The 26,426-nt window shown below is 38.4% G+C and carries 19 protein-coding genes, 3 tRNA genes, 3 pseudogenes and 1 riboswitch; of the genes and pseudogenes, 4 read left to right on the top strand and 21 right to left on the bottom strand.

Annotated elements, in window-relative coordinates:
- Positions 1 to 284: 284 nt before the first annotated feature.
- The 11 genes from ACYSN2_RS07875 to ilvD form a co-directional block, all read right to left on the bottom strand.
- Positions 285 to 1,463: a metallophosphoesterase gene (locus ACYSN2_RS07875; RefSeq protein ID WP_461749706.1), complete on the bottom strand. Its 1,179-nt coding sequence runs from the start codon at positions 1,461 to 1,463 to the stop codon at positions 285 to 287.
- Positions 1,464 to 1,873: 410 nt separating this feature from the next.
- On the bottom strand, positions 1,874 to 2,887 hold the full coding sequence (locus ACYSN2_RS07880; RefSeq protein WP_461749707.1) for a hypothetical protein: 1,014 nt from the start codon (positions 2,885 to 2,887) through the stop codon (positions 1,874 to 1,876).
- 80 nt (positions 2,888 to 2,967) lie between these two features.
- Positions 2,968 to 3,972 (bottom strand): hypothetical protein, encoded by a 1,005-nt coding sequence (locus tag ACYSN2_RS07885; RefSeq protein ID WP_461749708.1) that lies wholly within the window; start codon positions 3,970 to 3,972, stop codon positions 2,968 to 2,970.
- A gap of 254 nt (positions 3,973 to 4,226) precedes the next feature.
- Positions 4,227 to 4,559: a transposase gene (locus ACYSN2_RS07890; protein ID WP_461749725.1), complete on the bottom strand. Its 333-nt coding sequence runs from the start codon at positions 4,557 to 4,559 to the stop codon at positions 4,227 to 4,229.
- A gap of 1 nt (position 4,560) precedes the next feature.
- Complete coding sequence (locus ACYSN2_RS07895; protein ID WP_461749726.1) at positions 4,561 to 4,752, bottom strand: IS630 transposase-related protein; 192 nt, start codon at positions 4,750 to 4,752, stop codon at positions 4,561 to 4,563.
- A 308-nt stretch (positions 4,753 to 5,060) separates the two neighbouring features.
- Complete coding sequence (gene nadE / locus ACYSN2_RS07900) at positions 5,061 to 5,843, bottom strand: NAD(+) synthase (RefSeq protein WP_461749709.1); 783 nt, start codon at positions 5,841 to 5,843, stop codon at positions 5,061 to 5,063.
- Positions 5,844 to 6,167: 324 nt separating this feature from the next.
- The gene (locus tag ACYSN2_RS07905) at positions 6,168 to 7,280 is read right to left on the bottom strand and encodes a nicotinate phosphoribosyltransferase (protein WP_461749727.1); all 1,113 of its coding nucleotides are present in this window, start codon (positions 7,278 to 7,280) and stop codon (positions 6,168 to 6,170) included.
- A 358-nt stretch (positions 7,281 to 7,638) separates the two neighbouring features.
- A tRNA-Asn gene (locus ACYSN2_RS07910) sits at positions 7,639 to 7,715 on the bottom strand.
- Between the two features lie 384 nt (positions 7,716 to 8,099).
- Positions 8,100 to 8,176 (bottom strand) — tRNA-Asn (locus ACYSN2_RS07915).
- 350 nt (positions 8,177 to 8,526) lie between these two features.
- Positions 8,527 to 8,603: transfer RNA gene (locus ACYSN2_RS07920), tRNA-Asn, on the bottom strand.
- 96 nt (positions 8,604 to 8,699) lie between these two features.
- Positions 8,700 to 10,553: a dihydroxy-acid dehydratase gene (gene ilvD, locus ACYSN2_RS07925; RefSeq protein ID WP_461749710.1), complete on the bottom strand. Its 1,854-nt coding sequence runs from the start codon at positions 10,551 to 10,553 to the stop codon at positions 8,700 to 8,702.
- A gap of 957 nt (positions 10,554 to 11,510) precedes the next feature.
- Between ilvD and ACYSN2_RS07930 the strand changes: the two genes are divergently transcribed.
- The gene (locus tag ACYSN2_RS07930) at positions 11,511 to 12,986 is read left to right on the top strand and encodes a basic amino acid/polyamine antiporter (RefSeq protein ID WP_461749711.1); all 1,476 of its coding nucleotides are present in this window, start codon (positions 11,511 to 11,513) and stop codon (positions 12,984 to 12,986) included.
- 182 nt (positions 12,987 to 13,168) lie between these two features.
- Entirely contained in the window at positions 13,169 to 13,825 is a 657-nt protein-coding gene (locus tag ACYSN2_RS07935) for a fumarylacetoacetate hydrolase family protein (protein ID WP_461749712.1), read from the top strand.
- A 191-nt stretch (positions 13,826 to 14,016) separates the two neighbouring features.
- Here the strand turns inward: ACYSN2_RS07935 and ACYSN2_RS07940 are convergent, their stop codons facing one another.
- Together ACYSN2_RS07940 and mgtE are read right to left on the bottom strand one after the other, a co-directional pair.
- Positions 14,017 to 15,324 carry an AmpG family muropeptide MFS transporter gene (locus ACYSN2_RS07940; RefSeq protein WP_461749713.1) on the bottom strand — a complete coding sequence of 436 codons (1,308 nt, stop codon included), beginning with the start codon at positions 15,322 to 15,324 and terminating at the stop codon, positions 14,017 to 14,019.
- A gap of 206 nt (positions 15,325 to 15,530) precedes the next feature.
- Positions 15,531 to 16,559, bottom strand: coding sequence for a magnesium transporter (gene mgtE, locus ACYSN2_RS07945; protein ID WP_461749714.1), 1,029 nt, complete (start codon positions 16,557 to 16,559; stop codon positions 15,531 to 15,533).
- Positions 16,560 to 16,944: 385 nt separating this feature from the next.
- Positions 16,945 to 17,150: riboswitch (M-box (ykoK) riboswitch) on the bottom strand.
- A 258-nt stretch (positions 17,151 to 17,408) separates the two neighbouring features.
- On the opposite strand from mgtE, the gene trkA reads away from it, so the two are divergent.
- Both trkA and ACYSN2_RS07955 read left to right on the top strand, forming a co-directional pair.
- A complete protein-coding gene (trkA, locus tag ACYSN2_RS07950; protein ID WP_461749715.1) occupies positions 17,409 to 18,788 on the top strand; it encodes a Trk system potassium transporter TrkA in 1,380 nt (459 codons plus the stop codon).
- 33 nt (positions 18,789 to 18,821) lie between these two features.
- Positions 18,822 to 20,030: an argininosuccinate synthase gene (locus ACYSN2_RS07955; protein WP_461749716.1), complete on the top strand. Its 1,209-nt coding sequence runs from the start codon at positions 18,822 to 18,824 to the stop codon at positions 20,028 to 20,030.
- Positions 20,031 to 20,311: 281 nt separating this feature from the next.
- Here ACYSN2_RS07955 and ACYSN2_RS07960 read toward each other — a convergent pair whose 3' ends face one another.
- From ACYSN2_RS07960 to ACYSN2_RS07995, 8 genes and pseudogenes are all read right to left on the bottom strand, one after another.
- Positions 20,312 to 21,952, bottom strand: coding sequence for a cysteine desulfurase family protein (locus tag ACYSN2_RS07960; protein ID WP_461749717.1), 1,641 nt, complete (start codon positions 21,950 to 21,952; stop codon positions 20,312 to 20,314).
- On the bottom strand, positions 21,942 to 22,295 hold the full coding sequence (locus tag ACYSN2_RS07965) for a hypothetical protein (protein ID WP_461749718.1): 354 nt from the start codon (positions 22,293 to 22,295) through the stop codon (positions 21,942 to 21,944). Before ACYSN2_RS07965 ends, ACYSN2_RS07960 begins: the two co-directional genes overlap by 11 nt.
- Positions 22,296 to 22,441: 146 nt before the next feature.
- Positions 22,442 to 22,810 (bottom strand): hypothetical protein, encoded by a 369-nt coding sequence (locus ACYSN2_RS07970; RefSeq protein WP_461749719.1) that lies wholly within the window; start codon positions 22,808 to 22,810, stop codon positions 22,442 to 22,444.
- Between the two features lie 317 nt (positions 22,811 to 23,127).
- Positions 23,128 to 23,310: pseudogene (locus ACYSN2_RS07975) on the bottom strand (RHS repeat-associated core domain-containing protein); the annotation flags it as partial.
- 68 nt (positions 23,311 to 23,378) lie between these two features.
- Positions 23,379 to 24,212: an RHS domain-containing protein gene (locus tag ACYSN2_RS07980; protein WP_461749720.1), complete on the bottom strand. Its 834-nt coding sequence runs from the start codon at positions 24,210 to 24,212 to the stop codon at positions 23,379 to 23,381.
- A 279-nt stretch (positions 24,213 to 24,491) separates the two neighbouring features.
- The gene (locus ACYSN2_RS07985) at positions 24,492 to 24,911 is read right to left on the bottom strand and encodes a hypothetical protein (RefSeq protein WP_461749721.1); all 420 of its coding nucleotides are present in this window, start codon (positions 24,909 to 24,911) and stop codon (positions 24,492 to 24,494) included.
- A gap of 13 nt (positions 24,912 to 24,924) precedes the next feature.
- Positions 24,925 to 25,458 (bottom strand): annotated as a pseudogene (locus ACYSN2_RS07990) (RHS repeat-associated core domain-containing protein); the annotation flags it as partial.
- Between the two features lie 51 nt (positions 25,459 to 25,509).
- Positions 25,510 to 25,842: pseudogene (locus tag ACYSN2_RS07995) on the bottom strand (hypothetical protein); the annotation flags it as partial.
- Positions 25,843 to 26,426: the final 584 nt, after the last annotated feature.

The following is a 26,426-nucleotide window of genomic DNA, read 5'->3' on the forward strand; positions in this document are numbered from 1 at the left end:
ATTATTTCACTTTATAACCGTGCACATTGATATCTCCCGCTGATTGCGAGATAAGCCACCAATAGTTATAAAAGTTCATCGTTTGCATCTAAGTTCTTCCTATTCTGTAAAATGATTTGCGTCTGTTACTTTCTCAGTTCGCTTCAATTTTCGTACCCTTAAAGTTATAGATCGCTTTGCAAAAAGTGTCAACTATTTTCCAAATTCTTTTTTAAAACGTTCTAGATTCTTACTGACAATTCCGGCATTAAAATCCTATAACTCTATCTTTCATCTATAAAAATTTACTGACAAATATTCAATATACGATAATCAGATCGAGTACCAATTCTAAACTTTCCACCCCAAATACCAATGCCGGCACTGATGAGAAGTTGGCTTTGATTAAAATCCCATAACCCCGATGACACGCCGTTAATGTTTTTCGCCATGTAATTATAGGGCCAAACTTGTCCATCATGGGTGTGACCTGAAAACTGTAAAAATTGCCCTAATTTCGAAAGTTCTGCAAAATTAATCGGCTGATGATCTAGCACAATCGCCGGAACATTTGGATCTAAACCTTCCATCAATTCTGATAACTCCGCACGATTGCGATTCATTTTGTCATCTCTGCCAATGAGATAGATATTCTCCGGCAATAACACAACGTCATCACGCAATAAATGCCAATTTGTTTTGTTTAAAAACGCAATGCTATTCTCAACACCGGCAATATATTCATGATTTCCCAATACAGCATAAACCCCTTTTTTCGCTTTGAATTCGCTTAATAATTCTTCGATATTTTCGGCATACAAAGGACGTACATCATTATCAATCACATCGCCGCTCACAAAGATATAATCGGCATTTTCAGCATTAATCAATTCTTTCCAAACTTCCAATTCTTCGCGACCAATGGTATGCCCTAAATGCAGATCGCTTAACATTACGATTTTAAGGGGGAATGATGTTTGAGATTGATCTATTGAACATGCTTCTACCGGTAATTTAAGCTCTGAATCATCCATCAAAGTTGCTGTTTTACTTGCTAAATCATACTGATATTCCACACGGATTTTGTCATGATAATGTTGATTTCCCCAGAAGATAATGCCGGCATACAGCAGAATTAAGCACGATAACAACCAACCATTATGCGTACGAAAAGCATTGATTTTATCCGCTGAAATCCACTGCCCGAAATGATTCAAAATCCTGAAAATATCAAGCAATAACACGGGCACAAAAACATACAACAGGATAACCATCCATGTTGAACCAATCATATAGAGCGGTTTTACAAGCCAAAGTGGCAGATCTCGTGCCATAAAAATCGAAAGTGGCAAACTTACAGAAAGCACAAGCGCAACAAGCAACCCAATAATCTGCAAACCCTTATTTGCCGGAAGTAGTTGGTAATAACGCCAAAGCACATAGGTTTGTGCTAAATAGTAAAAAATGAGAATAAATTTAAACATCCAGTATTACCTTTATAAATCAATCTGCTGAGTTTACTACAAAATGACTTAAAATAAGTTTATAACTTCAATCAGGATATCTATAAAATTTATAGTGAAAATCATTGGTAAAATGATCTCTATTGCCGAGCTAATATTTTTCAGATAAGGTCTGACAACTGAGCGTTTCATTATCAAAACAGTTTTCTGAATAAAACAGCTCCTAATATGATCCGTTGGCTTATAAAAAAACTGCTCAAAAGCGACTCTCTTAATTAGGGCCTGTTGAACATTTGCATGTAACTTGCTGTTTTAAAAGGTTATGATTGATTTTCTGTAAGTCGTAAAAATCGATATATTTTCAGTAGGCTATAGTTACCAATTTTTGAATGTTCAACAGACCCTAAGTTATAAAAGTGCTCAAACGATACCTACAAAATACCGACTCGGATCTTGCCATCAATCTCAGTGAAATAAAAGTTATAGGTACCATAATCATCATCGACAACATATTTTAAAGGAGATACATCAAACAGATATCCTAAATTTAACCGAAAAAGTTTTCCGTGATTCGCCCGCTCTAATCTAAAGTCAGATTTAGGTTCAGGAATATGAGTAAATCCTCTTCTACTCCAGCCAGAATTAAATACCACCATCATCTCCGTCATTCGGCGAGATCCCCTACCTGCATATCCTGTATAAATATCTCGCTCTTTTGCTGCAGGCAGCAATAATTTCTCTAACTTTTGCGTATCGTGATTTGTAAACGCTTCAATAAATTCCTCATACACTTGCCACAGCCGTGCGATATTCTCAGGCGTCTCTTCAAAGGGCTCTGCTTGCGTCCAGCCAAAGGCTCTATGAGGATGATTAATCCGTAAGTTACGCGTTAACGAGACATCATTATTAACCCAATCCACCTCAAATTCTTTTTGATCTAATTCAACAAACTGCACACTATCGGTAACAGATGGCTCTGGATATTGATGACTCTCTTCTGCGGTAAACTTTCCTTCCCCATTGATAGAGGCACGTAAATGGGTAACTTCTTTAGATTCCACGTCCCCCGTATCCCAATTAGTCGCTGTTGCCGTAACCGTTAGCTCACAATAAGAGGATGAGCCATTTGTCATCACCTTCGGAATTTGTATCGCTATTAATTCTAGCTTGTTATCTCCTTCTTGCAGTAATCCCCCAATATCATCGGAATAGACAATGCCTTCTGGCTCCCAACCCGGTTGAAGTAGTAACGTCGAAGTGGTGTATAACAGGTCATTAATTCGATATAAACAGTGCATATTATTTAAAGAAAATGTTCCCATATAACTCACGGAAAAATCTCTATTTCCTGTCTCAAATAATCTATCTTCTTTCCCGAAAGACAAAGAGGTTTGCAATAACAGTAATAGCCCTAGCGCTTGCAACCATTTTAATTTCATCTTCATAATCTTTTATTCCAAAGTTAAGCGCCGGCATTCGGTCATGAAGGCGCTTAAAATAGTAAATAGTAAATAGTAAATAGTATTTACAAAATACCTACCCGAATTTTGCTATCAATCTCAGTGAAATAAAAGTTATAGGTACCATAATCATCATCGACAACATATTTTAAAGGAGATACATGAAAAAAATATCCTAAATTTAACCGAAAAAGTTTTCCGTGATTCGCCCGCTCTAATCTAAAGTCAGATTTAGGTTCAGGAATATGAGTAAATCCTCTTCGACTCCAGCCAGAATTAAACACTACCATCATCTCCGTCATTCTTCGGGAGCCTCTACCTGCATATCCTGTATAAATATCTCGCTCTTTTGCTGCAGGCAGCAATAATTTCTCTAACTTTTTCTGATCATTATTGGTAAAAGCTTCTATAAATTCCTCATACACTTGCCAAAGCCGTGCAATATTCTCAGGAGTCTCTTCAAAGGGCTCTGCTTCTGTCCAACCAAATGCTCGATGCGGATGATTAATTCTTAAATTTCGCGTCAAAGAGACATTATTATTGACCCAATCCTCATCAAAATCTTTTTTATCTAATTCAACAAACTGCACACTATCGGTGACAGATAGCTCTGGATATTGATGGCTCTCTTCTGCGGTAAACTTTCCTTCCCCATTGATAGAGGCACGTAAATGGGTGACTTCTTTAGATTCCACGTCCCCCGTATCCCAATTAGTCGCTGTTGCCGTAGCCGTTAGCTCACAATAAGAAGATGAGCCATTTGTCATCACTTTTGGAATTTGAACAGCAAGCAACTCAATCTTATTATCCCCTTCTTGCAGTAATCCCCCAATATCATCGGAATAGACAATACCCTCCGGCTCCCAACCTGGTTGAAGTAGTAACGTCGAGGTGGTGTATAACAAGTCATTAATAAAAAATGCACAATGCATATTATTTAAAGAAAATGTTCCCATATATTCAACTGTAATATTCTTTTGATCATTTTTCATAAATAGCGTCTCTTTCGTACTTCCCATTGATAAACCTGTCACTAACAGCATTAACAATAGTAAAACTTTTTGAGTCATTTTTAGTCTTCCCATTTTTTACCCTCCCTCCAAAAACGCACAGTATCCTAGAAACCTTCCACTTTTCCTTCAGATTGAAGTCTATTTAATATCTTTTGGATTTCCACAAAAAAACACATTGATAAGAAATTTTTATTACGATAAAACTAATAATACTTCTGCTTTTCCACCCCTTTACCATAGGTATCAATGCCAAAATTTTCCCACTCTTTATCTGTCAAAATTGTTGCCATCCTATTATAGATGGAATCGGTTTAAAAAAGACTATAAAGAGCATCATTAAAATTTGAAAATTGAGGTAATACTTGTTTCATTTTTTCTTTAAGATTTGCCCAGTATTTCTCTATAGGATTCAAGTCTGGGAAATATGGTGCTAAAAAAAGTAAAAGATGTCCTTTTGCAATTGTGATCTTTTCTAGCTCTGTTTTACGATAAAATCTCGCATTATCCATGATAACCACACTACTTGTAGGTAGTTCTGGAATTAAACACATACTAAACCACTGTTCAAATAGGACACTATCCTTCATGCCTTCATACTGCAGAGGTGCTATGAGCTTTTTTCTATTTAACAAACCTACTACCAGACTAACCCTTTGAAATCATTCGCTTTTTTAATCTTAATTTCCAGTATTTTATACTCTTCTTTTTACGCGTGAAGCCGAGCTTCACCAAAGCTTCATGAATAGAAGATGTTGCACATTGAAATTCTTCGGCAAGCTCTGATAAATAAGCGTCAGGATTATCCTTGATAAAGGCGCTCAATTTCTCAGGATCAATTTTTTAAAAGTACGTTTACGATAGCACTAAAAAATATGGCAAGAGGAGGCTTCTAATGGTCTCTCGATTAAAAGAACATATGCTGTAAACAACTCCTTATTCCTACAACTAAAAAATATAGTTTGGGAAACCAATTTTGATATTCCGTAGTAGACCGAGAAGGATCTTCACATTCTTGAATTACGAAAATATCTGCATCAATATCATTAAATAAATGATACTTTTTCCTGAAAGCGCCATTACAGTTCCAATTTAAAATTTTCCAGTACATTTTGCTAACTCCTCAATACCGATACTACTTAATGTATCTACATCGGCTTTTCCGGGAATCTCGGCATTGCTCTTTTGTGGTGCGAGCGATTGTGCCAGAAGTTAATTCTTTCAAGCTCTGCTTCTGTGACGGATTCTCCTCGTAAATGGCGATTTAAAGCGTTGTAAGTGACGCCCATTTCATCTTCATCCGTTTGTGCTTCCCATAATCCCGCCGAAGGTTTTTTATCAATAATAGACTCTGGAACGCCTAACATTTTGGCGAGTGCGAATACTTCATCTTTATCCAAATGAATGAGCGGTGCGATATCTACGCCACCATCGCCAAATTTTGTAAAATATCCCGTATGCCATTCCACGGCATTATCCGTGCCAACGACAACGCCATTTCGGGTTTGCGCAATGGTATAGAGCGTTGTCATGCGAAGTCTTGCACTATTATTGCCGAAAATTACCCGATCTTTCATCACATCGCCAGTATGATTATATTCATCTCCAATCGCCGTCATTAACGCATCGTGAGTTTTCGTTAAATCAACGATATGATATGGCAGATTTGCCGCTTCCATCACAAGCTTTGCATCTTCTAAATCCTGACTATGACTGTGAGATGGCATCATAATACCAATCGCACGATCTCTAAAATTGCGAGCCAATAACATTGCAATCACCGCAGAATCCACGCCGCCGCTCACGCCGAAGATAAAGTTTTCTGCGCCTCGATAATCGAGCTCCTCTTGCAACCATTTCTCTAAAGTCACAATATAGTTTTCAAGCACTTGTAAATGCTCTACGGAAAGCACTAATTTTGATGAAGTCATCGTGATTATCCTCGTATATTTGACATCTTTATAAGATATCTTCTTAATGATTTTCTAAATACGAAAAAAGCGTAAAAAGCTTTTTTTACGCTTTATCTATTTAGTTTAAATAGGTTTTGTAGGATAGCTATAATTTATCTTTATTCTTACAAACAGGAGATTTAACAATATATTCTTTTATTTTTTTTATAAGAATATACTGCTTATATTGTATATACGTAATGAATCCTATAAAAGTAATGATCATTACTATCATGAAATACAACAACATTTCTTCAAATAACATAAATATTTCCTAAAATTTAATTTAGTTCAGAACGATTCTTATGCTTTTACAGAATTATCATCATAAAGCACTCGCTCTAAACGAGGATTCGGACGATATTTACGTCCTGCTTTCGCTTGCTCTTCGCCATCTACTAACACATTGTCGCCGGTAAAGCTGATGTTCACTTTGAGTAAGCTTGAACCCACGCCGTAAATATCTACCGGCGTATTCTCTTTCTCAAAATAAGTAATCTTCTCGGCATTAAAACCACCGCTTACGACAATCTTCACATTTTGAAAGCCTTCCTTATCTAATGCTTCACGAAGGGCAAAAATCAGTGTTGGATTTGAACCACGCGGGTCAAATGTGCCAAGCTTATCTTGATGGCGCATGAAATATTGATCGACCATTGTATTGGAAGTATCCACACGAACTGCCGATAATTGATCGCCAAAATAACGCGCTACTCGAAGAGATTCTTCGATCACATCATTATTGTAATCCACTAAAACCATGAGTTTATCTTGTGGGAATACCTTGTGATATGCTTTTGCCGCTTCCAATGTATCGCCGTTAAAAAGCTGAATAAGCGCATGAGGCATTGTGCCTAAGCCTTCAATTCCCCACCATTCATTCATCGCATGAGTCGCTTGCGCTGTTGAACCGCCAATAAATGCCGCATAACCATCGCCCGCTTGCTGACTGAAATGATCATCACGGTCGCCCATAAAGATAATCTCTTTATCGCCGGCAGCTTCCACCACTTCAAGCACATGAGTTGCAACCGAAGTACGTCTTGCTAAGATGCCGTCAATAATGCCTTCTAAATAACCAAAATCTTGGTAATTGCCGGTAATCGTTAAGACACTTTCAAAGGCATTAATGCGATCGCCATCATTCAGCGCCCAAATTTCAAGGTTTTCAGGATGATTGGCAAAGGTATGAAGGAGTGAAATCGCTTCATCAATACCGCACAAAACCGCCCCATTTTTACGTTGGAAAAATTGCATTGTCACAACACGATCTGGTACGCATTGTTTTGCGATTTCTGCAGTTTTCAAAAAGTAAACCGCCGAGAACCAGCCTTCGCCGATGCGTTCATCAAACTTGAACGTTTGGTTCGTTAATCGTTTAATCTTACCGCGATGTTTTAACTCGTATTCTTTAATGTCACTAGCAATGGTTACAGTCATTATGCGGTTCTCTCATTCCTTAAAGGTCGAAACAGGTTAGTTATGTTCAAAGTGAGTACTATATCAAGTAACCTCGATTCGTTTCAATGATTGTTACAATTTACGAGCGATTTTGTCACAAAAAACGATTCAGAAAAAATGTCAGAAAGAATACTGTCTTTGATACAACCCTCTGACTTTTCAAACATTCCTTCAATCAAGGACAAAACCAGACAAATAATCAAACAACAATCAGATAACAACTCATGAAAAACTTTCCAAAGTCATCAAAATATCCTCGATAAATTCAGATACAAAAAATCCCAAGTAATTGCTTACTTGGGATTTTCTATTCTGGCTCCTCGACCTGGGCTCGAACCAGGGACCCCTTGATTAACAGTCAAGTGCTACTACCAACTGAGCTATCGAGGAATAGAGAAACAATTCTAACCTGTTTTTAAAATAAGACAAGTCCATGACAGATCAATTTTTAAACATACTATTTCATAAATACATTACTTATTGATTTGATTAATAATTATATCGATTCATGCTTTATAAAAAGAAATCATTTCAAAATAAAACTTCATTTAAGATTTCATTAAAAGCTAAAAGCGCCCTTCCCTTAGACTTTAAAAGTATCAATACCAGAGAAACTTTTTTCTAAGAATACTTTCCTAATAATTCCACATTCCAAATGCCAAGTTTCTCATTATTGCCATCATTTATAATGGAGAGATTACGCTAGTTGTTTCGGTTTAAAATCTTATAGACAGAAAAAATCCCAAGCAATTTCTTACTTGGGATTTTTTATTCTGGCTCCTCGACCTGGGCTCGAACCAGGGACCCCTTGATTAACAGTCAAGTGCTACTACCAACTGAGCTATCGAGGAATAGAGAAACAATTCTAATCTATTTTTGAAATAAGACAAGCGCATATCCGTGCAAATTTTAATCATTAATATCAAATAGCGTTAAATTTCAGCAAATCCCATGGTAAACCCAATCTTCTTCGCTTCCAATCTCATCAATCTCACGTCATTTTTAGTTCAACATTCATTGATTCACAGATTCATTTCATTGAAATTATTTAGCTCAATTTTACACTTGTAAAATGATCACTGCCCTAAACCGATTTCCTGATATGTATTCTCAATTTCCCACCGCTCATTTCTCTATCTAAATTTTAAATCTTACAGACAGAAAAAATCCCAAGCAATTGCTTACTTGGGATTTTCTATTCTGGCTCCTCGACCTGGGCTCGAACCAGGGACCCCTTGATTAACAGTCAAGTGCTACTACCAACTGAGCTATCGAGGAATAGAGAAACAATTCTAATCTATTTTTAAAATAAGACAAGCCTCTAAAAGACTCATTTTTACTCAAACTTCATTAAAAAGTTATAAGCCATTCATATTACTTTAATTTATCTAAGCGAGAAACATCTCTTACCGCACCAAATGCCGCTGAAGTTGCCAATGCTCCATAGACTTTTAATGCATTGGAAATTTTACGTGGGCGTGGTTTTGCCGGCACAAAGCCTTTTTCACTCTGAATTGCACGGCGCTTAGAGATCTCTTCATCCGCAACATTCAGATGAATCGAACGATTTGGAATATCAATGATGATTTCATCGCCATTTTCTACAAGTCCGATTAATCCGCCATCTGCTGCTTCTGGGGAAACGTGGCCAATAGATAAACCCGATGTGCCGCCTGAGAATCTACCATCTGTTAACAGTGCGCATTGCGCATCGATCTTCTTACTTTTGAGGTAAGACGTTGGATAGAGCATCTCTTGCATTCCAGGACCACCTTTAGGACCTTCGTAGCGAATAATCACCACTTCCCAAGGTTGCACTTCATCGCCTAAAATGCCGGCAACTGCGCTATCTTGGCTCTCATACACGCGCGCTTTACCGACAAACTTTAAGATCGATTCATCAACGCCGGCAGTTTTAACAATACAACCATCTTCCGCCAAGTTTCCATAAAGAATCGCAATACCGCCATCTTGACTATATGCATGCTCAACATCACGAATACAACCATTTTCACGATCTAAATCTAATTCATCAAAATGACGATCTTGTGAGAAGGCTTCTGTCGTACGAACGCCACCCGGCGCTGCTTTATAGAAATCATGATGTTTGTCATTACGCACGATATCCCACTCATCTAACCCTTCTTTCATCGTCGAATGCGCAACCGTTGGCTGATCTGTATGGAGGATTCCCAAACGATCTAACTCGCCTAAAATGCCGTAAATACCGCCGGCACGATGGACATCTTCCATATGATAAAGGCTTGTTGAAGGAGATACTTTCGATAAATGTGGCACTTGACGAGATAAGCGATCAATATCTTGCATCGTAAAATCAACGCCGGCTTCATGTGCCGCTGCTAAAAGATGCAGAACGGTATTGGACGATCCGCCCATTGCGATATCAATCATCATCGCATTTTCAAACGCATTGAAGTTTGCGATATTTCTTGGAAGAACCGCATCATTCCCATTTTCGTAATGATCTTTCGTGATCTTCACAATGGTTCTTGCCGCTTCTAAGAAGAGCTCTTTACGGCGAGCATGGGTTGCAAGAAGTGAACCATTCCCCGGTAATGCAAGTCCTAATGCTTCTGTTAAACAGTTCATAGAGTTTGCAGTAAACATCCCTGAACATGATCCGCACGTTGGGCATGCTGCGCTTTCAATGGCAGATACTTTCGCATCATCTGCATCATTACTTGCAGCAATGACCATTGCATCCACAAGGTCAAGCTTCATATCTACGCCATCCCAAGTCACTTTCCCAGCTTCCATCGGACCGCCTGAGATAAAGATTGTCGGAATATTTAAACGAAGCGATGCCATGAGCATTCCCGGCGTGATTTTGTCACAGTTCGAGATACAAATTAACGCGTCCGCGCAGTGTGCATTGACCATATATTCTACGGAATCTGCGATTAAATCACGGCTAGGTAATGAATAAAGCATACCATCATGCCCCATTGCGATACCGTCATCTACGGCGATTGTATTAAATTCTTTCGCAACACCGCCGGCAGCTTCGATTTCACGCGCAACCATTTGACCGAGATCCTTCAGGTGAACATGTCCCGGCACAAACTGTGTGAAGGAGTTTGCGACTGCAATGATTGGCTTTTTGAAATCTTCATCCTTCATTCCCGTTGCACGCCATAAAGATCGCGCGCCTGCCATGTTACGTCCCTGTGTTGATGTATGTGATCGATACTTTGGATCCTGAATCATGTTGTTCCCTCTGCTCTCCGTATAAATGTTGTCACCATTTTCATCCAAACTTTCTCCTATGCATCCACTAAACTTCAACAAGAGGATATTAAGAAAATATTGATAAAACGGCTGACCTTATTTTTTTGAATTAACTTGCTAGTGTATTTAACTGTGATATTTACTAAAAGATACTTAATCTTTAACATACATCTACCGCAAAATAGAATCCCAAATATTGATATAAATTGCGCAAAAATGTGTGTTCCGATATCTCCTCTCAGTGAATCGTTGAGTCATCATTATCCGCTAAACCAACCCACTGAAATACTGAGATATTGACTTCATGAATAAACTAATTGAATTATGGAATATCCCACGACAAATCAGGTTTTGAATACCTTTTACATGTCTCTTCAATGCTTTTTAAACACCGTTTCACTAAGCTTATCAATAAATTTTATAGATTGATGATGATCTTGATAAAGCACTTTTAATACTACTCACTTTTACCGCATTCATATTTCTACTGAGGTTTTGATTATTGTTAAATAAAACCTGCGTAGAGGAGAATCTTTTTAAGATTTTTCAGGCTTCACCAGATGATGTAAACCTAATATTAGGCACTACGATAGACCTAATACAAATATTAAAAATCGTGAATGCATCAATTTTTAATAATTAATCATGAATGGTAGAGGTTGTCTTACCGCTGAATAGAATAACAGTACTTTTAATAATTTTCACTCTCTCGTCAAAAAGTCGTTAACTTTAACGATCTCTAATCCTTATTTCTTATCTAGGGATAATTAAAATAATAAAAGCATAAAATGAAATAACTTACGAAAAACAAAATATCAATGACATTAAAGAATATTAACTTATAGACAGAAACACCATTGATTAAATATTTATATACAATAATATGATAATTTACATTAATTGATATATTAAAATTATTTTGTAATAAGGAATAGCATGAGCACCCCAAACAATACATCTAAGGCACCTAAAACTGTCGAAAAACTCAGCTTAGCAATGCTAATCGCGATTGTTGTAAGTTCTATGATTGGAAGTGGCGTAGATGGTCTCCCCCAAAATATGTCTGCCACATCGGAAGTAGGCCCCATTTTAATCGCTTGGGCGCTCACGGGATTTGGTGTGTTTTTTATTGCAAAAACGTTTATCACATTGTCAGATATCCGACCCGATCTACAAGCTGGTATCTACATGTACTCCCAAGAAGGATTTGGCAACTTTATTGCCTTTATTGTCGCTTGGGGATATTGGCTCATGACAATTTTTAGTAATGTTGCGTTCGCCATTATGGCAATGGATGTCCTTAATTATTTTTTACCCGGAGATTTTACAGGTGGCAATAATATTGCTTCTATCATTGGCGCTTCCATTCTCATTTGGGGATTTAATATTTTAGTGCAGTCCGGCACAAAAGTCGCAGGGTTACTGAATTTTATTGGAACCATTGCCAAACTCATCCCCCTTTGTATCTTTGTTATCATTGTCGTTTACTTTTTTGAATCTGCTCAATTTAATGACAACTTCTGGGGCACTACCCCTCTTCCAACAGAAACTGAAACCTCCAACTCTCTCTATCATCAAATTATTGCGCCCTTAAACGTCGCTCTTTGGTGCTTTATCGGCATTGAAAGTGCGGTAGCATTATCAGGAAGAGCGAAAAGCAAAGCAGATATTAGTAAAGCGACTTTATGGGGATTTATCTTATCTCTCTTTATCTGTATTTTAATCTCAGTTCTCCCATTTGGCGTACTATCCCAAGAAAAATTAAGTCTGCTTCCGACGCCTTCTACTTCCGGCGTAATGCAAGAAATTGTTGGGAATTGGGGAGAAATACTCGTCAATCTCGGGGTCCTTATCTCCATTCTTTCGAGCTGGTTAACTTGGACCATGATTTGCGCTGAAATTCCCATGGTTGCCGCAAAAAATGGTACTTTCCCTAAGCTTTTCGCAAAAACCAATAAAAACAATGCCGCATCTTTCTCTTTAATACTCAGCACGTTAGTGATGCAAGCTACGCTCGTACTTGTGTACTTTGCAAATAATGCGTGGCTCACAATGCTCTCTATCACAACTATTGCAGTCTTGCCAGCTTATCTAGGCTCAACAGCATATTTGCTAAAATTAGGCGTTACGGGAGAATTCACAAAATATCGCGCGAAAGGAAGATGGTTAGCTTGCATCACAGGCGCCATCGGCATCTTTTTCTGCGTCTTTATGGCTTATGTGAGCAAAATTGAGTATGTCATCTTAATGCCCATTTTATTAACTATCGGCATTCCTTTCTATATCTGGACAAGACGCCGTAATAATGTGTCAGAAAAGGTCTTTAATTCTTTAGAACTTATCTATCTCGCAATCCTTTTACTCATAGATATTATTTCTATTATTTATTACTTCAACGTTCTTCAACATTAAAATAAGCAATATGAAACTCTTACACAGCAAACTCATGAGAAATAGATCTCTTACGATCACTCAACGCTCTTTTGAAGAGTTGAAAAGAGTAAACACAATGAAGTAGTATCATTAATATTTACAATTATAAGTCTTATAAAAACCCATTTTAAATATAAACACATCATCAAAGGAGATTCCCGATGGCGAGAAAAATTATTACATTAGATCATCAAGAGCTTCCAATTCAGAACATTTTCTGTATTGGTCGTAACTATGCGAAACACATTGAAGAATTGAACAATGAAACGCCACTTGAGCCATTAGTATTTTTAAAACCAACATCAGCACTTGCGCAAGCTGGCGATACCATCACATTGCCGGAGTTTTCAAATTCTGTCCATTATGAAGCGGAGCTTGTGCTCTATATCGATCAAGATGCTCGTAATTTAGCACCTAGTGAAGCGCTTTCTGTTGTTGGCGGATATGCCGTTGGCCTTGATTTAACAGCACGCGATCTACAAGATACCATCAAAAGCAAAGGCGAGCCTTGGACAAAATGTAAAGGTTTTCCCGGTGCTGCGATTGTGAGTGATTTTATCAGCGCAGATAAAATTAATGATGCCGAAGATATCTCTTTCACATTCACTCAAAATGGCGTTTTAAAACAAAATGGTAATACCAGCATGATGCTCTATCCGATTGCCGAGATTGTGAGTTATTTATCGCAAGTTTATGGGCTTTCTGAAGGCGACTTAATCTATACAGGAACGCCGGAAGGTGTTGGCGAGCTTTCAACAGGCGATGTTCTCAAACTCACGTTAGAAGATCTCGTTGCAGAAGATTTTAAAATCGACTAAGTCATTCATAAACGATTTTCCGATTTTTTCAAAGATCATCAAAAAAGCATCTCTAACTTGAGATGCTTTTTTCTTGTTTCTTTCTTACCAATTAATTATTTATTAACAAAATTTATTAAAAAACCTACCAATCAACCAGTTATCAATCTATTGCTATTTATAGATGATAGATTGCAAAATGAAACGATGATTTAACTCAAAACTTTCAATACCGAAATCTGTTTTTTAAGGAAAATAATTAACAATACGCTCGGAATGAATAGAAATGCAGTGCCGACAAAGAAGTTTTCCCAACCTAAACCTTCCACCAGAAAACCCGATGATCCTCCGATCACTCGCACTCCCAATGCTGCTAAAGCGCTCAACAGCGCATATTGCGTTGCCGATGCATTACGATCACAAAGTAATCCTAAAAACATAATGAAAAGTGCACTCGAAAAGCCTGAAATAAAGTTCTCAGCACTAATGGCAATCATCAGCATCAGTAAACTTGGCGTATTGGGTTCTCCGGCAACCTCTGAAATATTCGGGAAATAGATAATCAGCAGATACCCCAAATTCGTCACACCGATTAATATCGCCGAGATCAATAAGCTTCTATAAAGTCCCAAGATATTGATAATCGCCGCCGCTAAAAATGCACCAAGAAGCGCTGCCACTAATCCATAAATTTTTGAAACCGCTCCAATCTGTGCACCAGTATAACCCATCTCATGATAAAACGGTGTTACCATCACATTAGAAACTGCATCCGGAAGCTTATAAAAAATCACTAATAATAGAAAAAACAGTGCATATTTTCGAGTGAAAAATTGCACAAATCCCTCAATAAAATGTTGAAAGGAATTGCCACATATTCTTTTCTCTGCCATATCTTCATTATTCAGCTCATTTTTTTCAGGAATAAATAATGTTAATATAAGAGTCACAATCACTAATACCGCGATCATTAGAAAGATAAAAGACCATGAGTAGAAATCTGATAGCATTAAAACGCCGGCACCCATAAACAGCATCGCAATACGATACATAAACATATAACTACTCGCACCATACGCCTGATTCTCTTCATCCAATGCATCTATACGATATGCATCTATTACAATATCTTGGCTAGCCGAAGCTGTCGCTAATGAAAAAATCAAAACCCCCAACAAGTAAGGGGATTCCTTCGGATTTATGAAAGAGAGCATGATAAGTATTAGTGCAATCATGCCTTGAAAAAAGACGATCCAGCCTTTCCGTAGACCCAGTTTTCCTAAAATCGGTAATTGGAATAAATCTAAAAATGGTGCCCAAAGGAACTTCAATACATATGGTAATCCCAAAACAGTCGCTAACCCAATAGTATCTTTATCAATACCTAATGTAGAGAGCCAATACGACAATGTTGTGAGCGTCATTAAAATAGGGATGCCGGAAGAGAATCCCAGTAGCGCAACAGATAGATTCTGCTTCGTGCCGTAACGTTCAATGCTATCTAACTTAAAATTCGGCATTTTCACAAAGATCCCCTTTCCTATCATTCACCAACAAACTAAACATTTAAACATTCAAAAAAACCAAACTCATAAAAAATGATCGGCAGAATTATCTCTACCGATCATAACAGAATTCTTACTGAAAATATTTTCAGGAATGTTTTTCAACTTTTCAATATTTCTTACAATCTTAAAGCATTCCTACTACAACTCTACCCAAACGATCATATCTGCAAGAACATACTCGCAATACCAAGATAAATAAATACGCCGGCAATATCACAAATAGAAGTTATGAGCGGTGTACTTGCTGTTGCTGGGTCAAGATTTAATAGTCTAAAGACAAAGGGAATAATCGCTCCTAACAGCCCGCCGAACATCACGACAATGACCATCGATAATGCAATGACAATTGCCGTTTCCATACCAACGCCATAATCACTGCCTCGGTAATAACCAATCACGGCAATTGCTGCTGCCATTGTTAATCCGAGCGCAAAAGAGACCATCGCTTCTTTCATGAAAACTTTTCGCCAATCTCGCATCGTGACATCCCCAACCGCCATCGCCCTAATTACAAGCGTTGTGGATTGAGAACCTGTGTTTCCACCACTTGCAATCAAAAGTGGCAAGAAGAATACGACATAAATATGTTCATTTAAAAGATCTTCATAGCTCGCAATGCCGGCACCTGACAGCAGGTTCACAAAAACAAGAATCACAAGCCAACCAATTCTCTTTTTATAGAGCCAACCCATGGAAGACTCCAGTAAACCTTTCACTTCTTCATCTTCATCGACAGAAATAGATGCCATTTTATGAATATCTTCTGTGGCTTCCTGTTGCAAAACATCCATCATTTCATCCACGTGCAACACCCCAATCATTCGCCCGTCACTATCAATGACCGGCAATGTCACTAGGTCTGAATCTTGGAATATTTTTGCAGCTTTTTCTTGGTCGAGATTATGATCTAATTTGAGTGATGTTGAAGACATAATATCTTTCAAAATCTTATTTTCATCAGATCCTAATAATTCTCGTAACGATAAAACGCCGACTAGCACGCCGAAAGAATCGATCACATAGCTATAGTGAATATTAGCTTTGTCGTAAACGTTTTTCCTCAGATATTGAAATGCTTCCCCTACCGTATAAGTTTCCGGCACACAGATATAATCGAAATCCATTAATGATCCCACTGTTTCTTCTGCATATTGCTCGGATTTTTGCACGTCTTGATGTTGAATCATAAACATCCTCCTATGAACTTAGAGTAAGAGATGATGATTTCTAATGTGGATATAGGAGAAGCTGGCGCTTTTGAAGGACATTTAAGTGCAAAGCAGATGCAAAAGAGATTTTCAGCCCATTTAAATAGATTGCAATAGACTCAAAGTAGCATTCATAAATGAATCATGACGATCCAAATTTATGAATATTCGATCAGAGTATTTCTCGCAAAAATCGCAATTATTGTAAAGGACAGATTTCATCTCAAAATAAATGTTTCTTAAATCTATTTTTTCTTGATTTTCGCGCACTCTTTCACAATCGACGATTGCAATAAGGATTCAAAAAAACTCATGAAAATAGATTCATTGTTGCCTTAACCAAAAACTCGACATAATCGCAGTTAAGGCCCCTCCTTCGTAAAAACTTTAGCACTATATGGCTAGAATTCATGATTCATTCACATTTTTGAAAACATGGGAATTAGCATTCACTCTCACTGTGTTAGAAATAACCTTAATTCGATTATTCCTGCTGACCCATTGGTGTCTCTCGACATTTCTGGGTAACAGCTTCCGACCATATAGGAACCTCACCTAACGAGGAATCATTATCTTTTGAATGATCAAAGATTAGTAATTTCCATATAGAATACCACTTCTAACAAATAGATGGACATTCTAACTGAACGTTACCTGATAATTTAAGGACAAAATCATACCATAAACCTGAAAAAACATCAATGAGCACATATGAAAGTCTTTACAAAATAGCGCCTAAAATTAAAAGCCACCTCACAAAGAAAAAGGTACTAATTTACGATCATTTGCGGTATTATTGCCGTGTTATTAATAAGGCACAATGACGTAATGAAGATTCTGATTTTAGGAGCTGGACAAGTCGGTTCGACCGTTGCCCATGTTTTATCAAAAGAAGCTCAAAATGATATCACGATTATTGATCATCAATATGAGCCTCTTGCAGCGCTAAAAGAGCGTTATGATATTCGTACCATCCGTGGTAACGCAGCTTCTCCCGTGATTCTAAAAGAAGCCGGCGCAGAAAGTATGGACGTGATTATTGCCGTCACTTCTAGCGATGAAGTCAATATCGTTGCCTGCCAAATCGCACATAGCGTTTTCGGCATTAAATTGAAAGTTTCCCGTGTTAGATCTCAAGATTACCTACATCAAGGCGATCTTTTCGGCAATAAGCTCGATTCCACATTCCATATTGATGTTGTGATCAGTCCTGAAACGCTCATCACCAACTATATTAAAAATATTATCGAGCTTCCCGGTGCACTGGATGTCCTTCGCTTCTCTAAAGGCGAAGCGCTGATTGTATCAATGGGCGTTGAGAAAGATTCACAGCTTTATGGTCGTAGGTTTGCAAAAATCAAACGCCGTACGCGCCACCTCAATATTAATTATGTAGCGATCTACCGTGAAGGTACAGAATTCTTACCAGATGAAAACACCATCTTAGAAGAAGACGATGAAGTCTATTTCCTCTGCGCTCGTTCTGATGCAAGAGAAGTGATCGAACAATTCCAAGCGAAGCAACGTGTTGCTAAAAGAATCACCATTGCCGGTGGTGGTAACATTGGTGCATCTTTAGCGGAAACTCTGGAAAAATTTGCGCATATTAAGTTAATTGAAGCACATGCGGATCGCGCGAATAACTTAGCCTCAAAACTCAATAGAAGCCTTATTCTTCACGGCGATTGCACCGATGAAGCGCTTCTATTTGAAGAAAATATTGAAAATACAGATGTTTTTTGCGCATTAACGAACGATGATCAAACCAATATCATGTCGGCAATGCTTGCAAAAAGATTGGGTGCCAAATTCTCAATGGCACTCATAAATCGATCCTCCTACTTAGAAATGATCGAAGAAGAGTCAAATATTGATCTCGCATTCTCGCCACAGCAAGTTACTTTGAGCACACTCCTCACTTACATTAGAAAAGGAGATATTGTTCAGGTATACTCTCTGCGTTCAGGCGAATCAGAAGCTATGGAGATCATTGCTCACGGAAATGCTGAAACCTCAAAAATCGTTGGAAAATCCTTAGAAGGAATCCGCTGGCCAGAAAATGTGGTGGTTGCCGGACTTATTCGCCGAGGAAAAGTCATGAAAATTGAGCCTTCAACATTTATCGAGCAAAATGATCATCTCATCCTATTTATCACCGATAAAGAGAGCATTCCCCAAGTGGAAGATCTCTTTGAACTTAGAAAATAATCTTTTTATCCCAAAAGTCGACAGGAGACTGTAATGGAAAAAATCAATAAAGTGGTTCTCGCATATTCAGGCGGATTAGACACTTCAGTAATCCTCAAATGGTTACAAGACGAATATAACTGTGAAGTAGTAACTTTTACAGCAGATATCGGTCAAGGTGAGGAAGTTGAGCCAGCACGCAAGAAAGCGGAAGCGCTCGGTGTAAAAGAGATCTATATTGATGATTTGCGTGAAGAATTCGCGCGCGACTTTATTTTCCCAATGTTCCGTGCAAATGCAATCTATGAAGGTGAATACCTTCTTGGTACTTCAATCGCTCGTCCATTAATCGCTAAGCGTTTAGTAGAAATCGCGAACGAAACTGGCGCAGATGCAATTTCTCACGGCGCAACTGGTAAAGGTAATGACCAAGTACGTTTTGAGCTTGGCGCATACGCACTTAAACCAGGCGTTAAAGTTATTGCTCCATGGCGTGAATGGGACTTAATGTCTCGTGAAAAACTTCTCAACTACGCTGAAAAACACAACATCGAAATTGATCGTGGTGGTAAAAAATCTCCATATTCAATGGATGCAAACCTTCTTCATATCTCTTATGAAGGTTTATCATTAGAAAATCCATGGGATGAGCCAGAAGCAGATATGTGGCGCTGGACAGTTTCACCTGAACAGGCTCCTGATACACCAACATATGTTGAATTAACATATCGTCAAGGTGACATCGTTGCAATTGACGGCGTTGAAACTTCTCCTGCAAACGTCATGGCACAATTAAACAAACTTGCTGGCGAAAATGGTATTGGCCGTGTTGATATCGTTGAAAACCGTTATGTTGGTATGAAAGCACGTGGTTGCTACGAAACACCAGCTGGTACAATCATGCTTAAAGCTCACCGTGCAATCGAATCTATCACTTTAGACCGTGAAGTTGCACACCTTAAAGATGAGTTGATGCCAAGATACGCAAGCCTTATCTATAACGGTTACTGGTGGAGCCCTGAGCGTGAAATGCTTCAAACAATGATCGACGAATCACAAAAATTCGTAAATGGTGTTGTTCGTGTGAAACTTTACAAAGGTAACGTGATCATCGTTGGTCGTAAGTCTGATGATTCACTCTTTGACGAAGATATCGCAACATTTGAAGATGACGGCGGCGCATACGATCAAAAAGATGCAGCTGGCTTCATTAAATTGAACGCACTTCGTTTACGTATCGCAGCAAACAAAAATCGCCGTTAATTTTATCTGATCCTTATTTCATTATTTTGTAATGAATCATGAGATCTTCATAAAATAGATACAAGCGAATAATCGCACAATAAAAATCCCGCTTCATTGCGGGATTTTTTATATTCATTTTTTGTATTTTTAATACTACGCCTTTCAGCTCTCAATCTGCGGGCGCACGTTCTTTAAAAGCTTGCAAGCATTCCCTCCCGCCACAAATCAGCTGTGTTTCAAGCATCATTCTTCACGTTCCAATTCAGCTTAAAGATCTGTGAACTCTCAATCATGAGAAATTACGCTTTCGCTAATAACTCTTTCAATGATTTCTCAATAAACAACGTGTCTCGCAAATAATTTGCCGGCGTTTTTGCACCTAACAACTTTTCTAACGATACCGATTCCGTAATCGATTCATCTCTCAAAGCAATCATCAGATCATTAAAGAGTGATAAGTAGTAAGGCGCACCAAATGCTTTTCCGGCAAGGTTTTTAAAACGATACATTTTCCCATCATCCGCTGAAACTGCTTCTAGTTCGCCATAAAGGGACAATGAAAAATGCTCTTTCTCTATGATTAATAATGGCACTGAATCAATCGTTAGCTCACTACTTTCAACAAAATCAGGTTCTAAAATAGAAGCGATATAGGAATTATAAAGATCATATTCGCCGTACCAATTCGCAGACTTTCCATCAGCAATATTTTGAACAAATTCAATTGCCGAAGCGAGCATTTCGCCGGCAGCGAAAATCTCTTCTTCCGTAGTGTAACGCCCGACACTCATTCTTACCGAACATAGTGCCCGAGCCGTATCATAACCCATTTCCATTAATACATAAGATGGCAATGAGCTATCGCTATTACAGGCAGAACCTTTGGCAATCGCAAGCTTTGGCGTTAAAGCCATTAATGTATCGGCATGCACTTTAGGGATATAGAGATTTAAAACGCCCGGTTCACGCTCGCCTTCAAGCTTGCCACTATTCACTTTTACACCAAAAGGTAATAATCGCTTCAATAAAAAGCTCTCTAATCGCGCTAAACGATGACGTTCTTCCACCCAAGTTTCACGAATAATCTCCAGCGCTTTCGCAAAGCCGGCAATTCCCTCATTCGGAATCGTTCCTGCACGAAGCGAAAGTTGTCCGCCACTGCCATCAATCAAAGATGTCATCGGCAATTTTGGAAAATTCCGACGATACAGTAAACCCAATCCTTTTGGCCCATAACATTTATGCGCCGATAAACTCACCAAGTCGAATTGTGACGCATCAAATTGAAAATGCGGTGCTGCCTGCGTTGCATCTACATGAAAAGGAACTTTATGCTTTCGAGCAATTTTTGCAATTGCTTCTACCGGCAATTTATCGCCCGTTTCATTATTAACCCAAATAAGAGAAATGATCGCTGTATCTTCGGTAATCGCCAATTCCAGTTGTTCAGCAGTAATCAATCCATCTGCATTCGGCGCTAAAAAAACACCGCGATACCCCTCTTTCATCAATGCTTGAACGGTATTAATAGTCGCTTTATGTTCAATGGTCGAAGTGATAATCGTTTTCTTTTTCTGCGCATGACAAACGCCTTTTAGCACATGATTAATCGATTCCGTTGAACCGCTTGTAATCATGATTTCATCTGATGCAATATTAAAATGCTTCGCAATAGATTCTAAATTCGCATCCACGGCTTGCTTCGTAATAATCCCAAGCTCATGTGGACTGCTCACATTCGCCCAATCCGTTTCCATACTACTTACCATCGCTTCAATCACGGCAGGATCCACCGGCGTTGTCGCCGCATAATCCAAATAGATCATATTAGAAAATTGCGGTTTTGCCGGAAGCTTCCCTTCTGATGCCGAATCGCCAGCAGGATTTTCCTGTAATTCCATTAAATGCGCTAAACCCAAACTTTCTAAATCAATTTTCATATGCGTTTCTTTCTATCCTAAATTCACAACGTCCGGATATTATATCGCTAAATAGAGAATTAAACTGTGCGAAAATGGATTCTTTTTTGAAAATTTCCGGCAAGCGATAATCAGGGATTTGCCGGTAATGAGGATTGTTTTGTTGCGCCGCTTCTCGATCTTCTGCCGTGAGTTTCCGAATCTGTGCTAATGGCTCATAACTGCCATCGGGGCGATAAATATAGCGATAGAGCGATTCTTTCGGTTTTGGAATGTATTGATCAGGATGAATGTTTTGCGTAATGAGTTCCGAAGCCAATGCCGGCGAAACGCCTTGCGATTGTGCTTGTCGTTCCTCAATCATCTGCATTCCCATCCAGATAAAGCGAGTTTCTTGCGTTTCTAATGTTTCTTCTTGTAAACGATCGGCAAAGTAGCTAACTTTCTTCCCAATCCGGCGACCGAGCGCATCATATTCATATTCGGTATTATAATTTCTTCAAAATGAGACTACCTAAAATCGACTAGCTTCCAACTAGTACTATCGAATATTTCAAAATAAATATAACTGTATAATCCTTTATTTTTTTTAATATCCTTATATCTTATTGGAATAGATGAAGCATTTAATATACAACATTGAACATCGGTGTATCGTAGGGCCAAACTTAATATATCATTCCAAGAAAATTTCAAACCATAATCTGAAGCTCTTATATTTTCTTCAAATTCTATGATGCTATTTACCCCTGAAGGTAAGCTATTGACCGTCCCTACCAATTCATATAGATACCAGTCCCACTGGTTACTTGGAATATTCTTTTTAAGAACTGAATAAAAATCAGTACTTAAGTTCCATTCTCCTAAAAGCTCTTTCATCTGTTTTATCCTATTAAATTCTAACAATCTTTCAAAGGTTGAGCACTACCTCGTTTTTTAGACCCCCCTGTTTCATTATTCTCATAAGAATGCTGATGCGGATTAGTGTGTTGTTCTGGTCTACCATGGTCTGTAAAATCTATATCTTTTTTTACTTCTAATTTTCCATTTGCATCATATCCCCATTCTCTAGCTTGCTGATAGTTCCCATTTCTTCGTGAACTTTTAGATCCTAATTGTGTATGAGGAGCGTCAACATCAGGAACAGGGTTACCATGCTTATCTCTAGGTAATGGTCTATTCGAAACAATTTCCCACCCCCAAGGATCAATCCAACTTATCGGATTGGGCGCATATTGGTAGAGGTTTAATCCGCCGTTTAGGCCGATGGGGTCTTGGTGGATGAATCTTCCGCAGTGAGGATTATAGTAGCGGAATGTGTTGTAATGTAAACCGGTTTCTGTATCTCGATATTGCCCTTGAAAGCGAATTGGTTGATGCGTGTTTTTGCGAATGCTATCCACATCATACTACTCACCACATCCATGTGGTTCGCCCTTCGGGTCGGCTAAAGCCGATCAAATTTCGCTCTTGCGAATTTGGGATCTTGTCCCCATGCTGTGGGGTTTTCTGCCCAGAGGATATTGCCGGCGGAATCCACTAGTTCTTCCGGTGCTCCGTTGAGATGATTTTGGTAATAGCGGATTTCATCGGTTTTGAGTGATTTCTCATCCGAAGATTCCTCTATTGCCGGCAAGCGATAATCGGGTATTTGCCGGTAATAAGGATTATTTTGTTGCGCCGCTTCTCGCTCTTCTGTCGTGAGTTTCCGGATTTGCGCTAATGGCTCATAACTACCATCAGGTCGATAGATATAACGGTAAAGCGATTCTTTCGGTTTTGGAATGTATTGATCAGGATGGATATTTTTCGCGATCAGTTCTGAAGCCAATGCCGGCGAAACGCCTTGCGATTGCGCTTGTCGCTCCTCAATCATCTGCATTCCCATCCAGATAAAGCGGGTTTCCTGCGTTTCTAACGTTTCTTCTTGTAGACGATCTGCAAAATAGCTGACCTTCTTCCCAATCCGGCGACCAAGCGCATCATATTCATATTCCGCAGAGTAGTGTTTTCCACGATATTCTCCGCTCGATCCGATTAATACATGTTCGGCATTGAAGCGAAATCCTCGGCGTTTTTGCCCGTTATAGACCGAGAGATAATTCCCCCATTCATCGTAAGTATAGAGTTCGGCATTATAATCTTTGATTCGGTTAGTTTTAACAGTTTCTTCGTGCACCGAGAAACTAGTTGCGTAATGATTGAGGATATTATCGGCATGATCATAGCTAAAACCTTCCCAAGAACCGCCACCTTTCACATCGGGAAAAGCACCGCTCAAGCAGCTTTGTAAACGCCCTTCGGCATCATAACGATACCGGCGATTACCCTTGAGAGAATCAGTTAGCTCCGTTAATTCATCGAGTGCATTGTAACTAAACTGCCGTTGCAGAGTGCTTTTTCGTGCGCCATTACCGGCATTGAGCGGATGATTGGGCGCAATATCGTCATACAGATGAGATTGAATTCGCCCAAGCGCATCATATTCGGTAGTTAATTGCCCATTGCCACTATATTCAAATGCCGTTTAATCCGTAAATACTCAAAATATCCCCATTTTCTAGAAAGAGTTTTTATTTATTAAAAATGGAGATGCACTTTGAAATATAAAACCATCATCACTGATAATTTCAGCATTCCATGAGTGCTCTTTATCTTGACCAAATAAATTCAGGTTTAATAAATCATTTGTAATATTAAATTCAAAAAAACAACTATCCCCGTTATTTCTATACAAATTATTAAATACGGTTTTTTTTAAAGATTGAATAGTGAATTCCAATATTAAACCATTGTAATCCTTCCCCCAAGCCCCATATTTTTTAATTTCTATGACAGGTTGATCATAAACATTTAAATAAAACCATACGGGATGCTCTACTTGAGAAACAATTTTTTGTAACCCTACATTTTTTATTCCATCTGGATATATTTTTTTTAAAAAAAAATTATTCCCAACATAATTAAAAAAATCAATCATCTAAATGCTTCCTCTAAAAATTATAATGTCCGTGTGTACCTTTCACGTGTCCTGTTCTTAAATTACTATCTCTTACATTAAAATGTGGTTCTTTACCATGACCTATAGTGGATTTATTATGACCTAAACTATGTTCTTGTATAGTTATTGTTTGCCCCTTTTTATCAACAAATTCATAGTTCCGAGTTGTTATTTTTTCATGATTTTCATTAAAAACTTTATTACCATACCCATCTTCTAAATCAGATTTATAAATTCTTTTAGGCTGTTGGTTATTAGGGATTTCAGCATCTCTTTTCGCCTGTCGCAATGCATCCCGTCTACTTTCTGCTTCATAACTTGTTTTTTTGTTAGGCTCTTTGCATAACCCCCAAGGATCAATCCAACTTATCGGATTTGGTGCATATTGGTAGAGGTTTAATCCGCCGTTTAAGCCGATGGGGTCTTGGTTGATGAATCTTCCGCAGTGAGGATTATAGTAGCGGAATGTGTTGTAATGTAAACCCGTTTCTACATCTCGATATTGTCCTTGGAAGCGAATTGGTTGATGCGTGTTTTTGCGAATGCTATCCACATCATACTGATCTTGTCCCCACGCCGTGGGGTTTTCTGCCCAGAGAATATTGCCGGCGGAATCCACTAGTTCTTCCGGTGCGCCGTTGAGATGGTTTTGGTAATAGCGGATTTCATCGGTTTTATGAGATTTTTCGCCCGAAGATTCCTCTATTGCCGGCAAGCGATCATCGGGGATTTGCCGGTAATGAGGATTGTTTTTTTGCGCCGCTTCTCGCTCTTCCGCCGTGAGTTTCCGAATTTGTGCTAATGGTTCATAACTACCATCAGGGCGATAGATATAGCGATAGAGCGATTCTTTCGGTTTTGGAATATATTGATCAGGATGGATATTTTTAGCGATGAGTTCCGAAGCCAATGCCGGCGAAACGCCTTGTGATTGTGCTTGTCATTCCTCAATCATCTGCATTCCCATCCAGATAAAGCGAGTTTCTTGTGTTTCTAATGTTTCTAATGTTTCTAATGTTTCTAATGTTTCTAATGTTTCTAATGTTTCTAATGTTTCTTCTAGTAAACGATCAGGAAAATATCTAAATTTTCAAGTTTTTATCTTACCGGATACTTTAAAACAGATTGTTCTAACAGATTTATATTTCTATCTAAAAGCCTTTTATTTTCAACATTAAAGCTCACAGATACGTAGTCTTTATTAGTATAATTCTGTATTTTTTGTGGAAAAAATGAATAACTCAAATATATATATAATTTTTGCTCAAAATAACTATAAAAAAACCGCAATTCTGGTTCAATAAACTCTAAACTGGAATCATCTGAAAGATTTTTTAAAGATATAAACCAATTTTTAATTTCTTAGGTCCAAGTATGAAGTGCGACACTTTTTAACTATCTGAAACGGAAGTAAGATGTGACAATGTTCCATTATCCATCCCTTCCCGGAGTTGAATTATGTCGCATTATTCACATCTTACCCTTGAAGAAAGG

This window comes from Ignatzschineria sp. LJL83 (assembly GCF_054871845.1).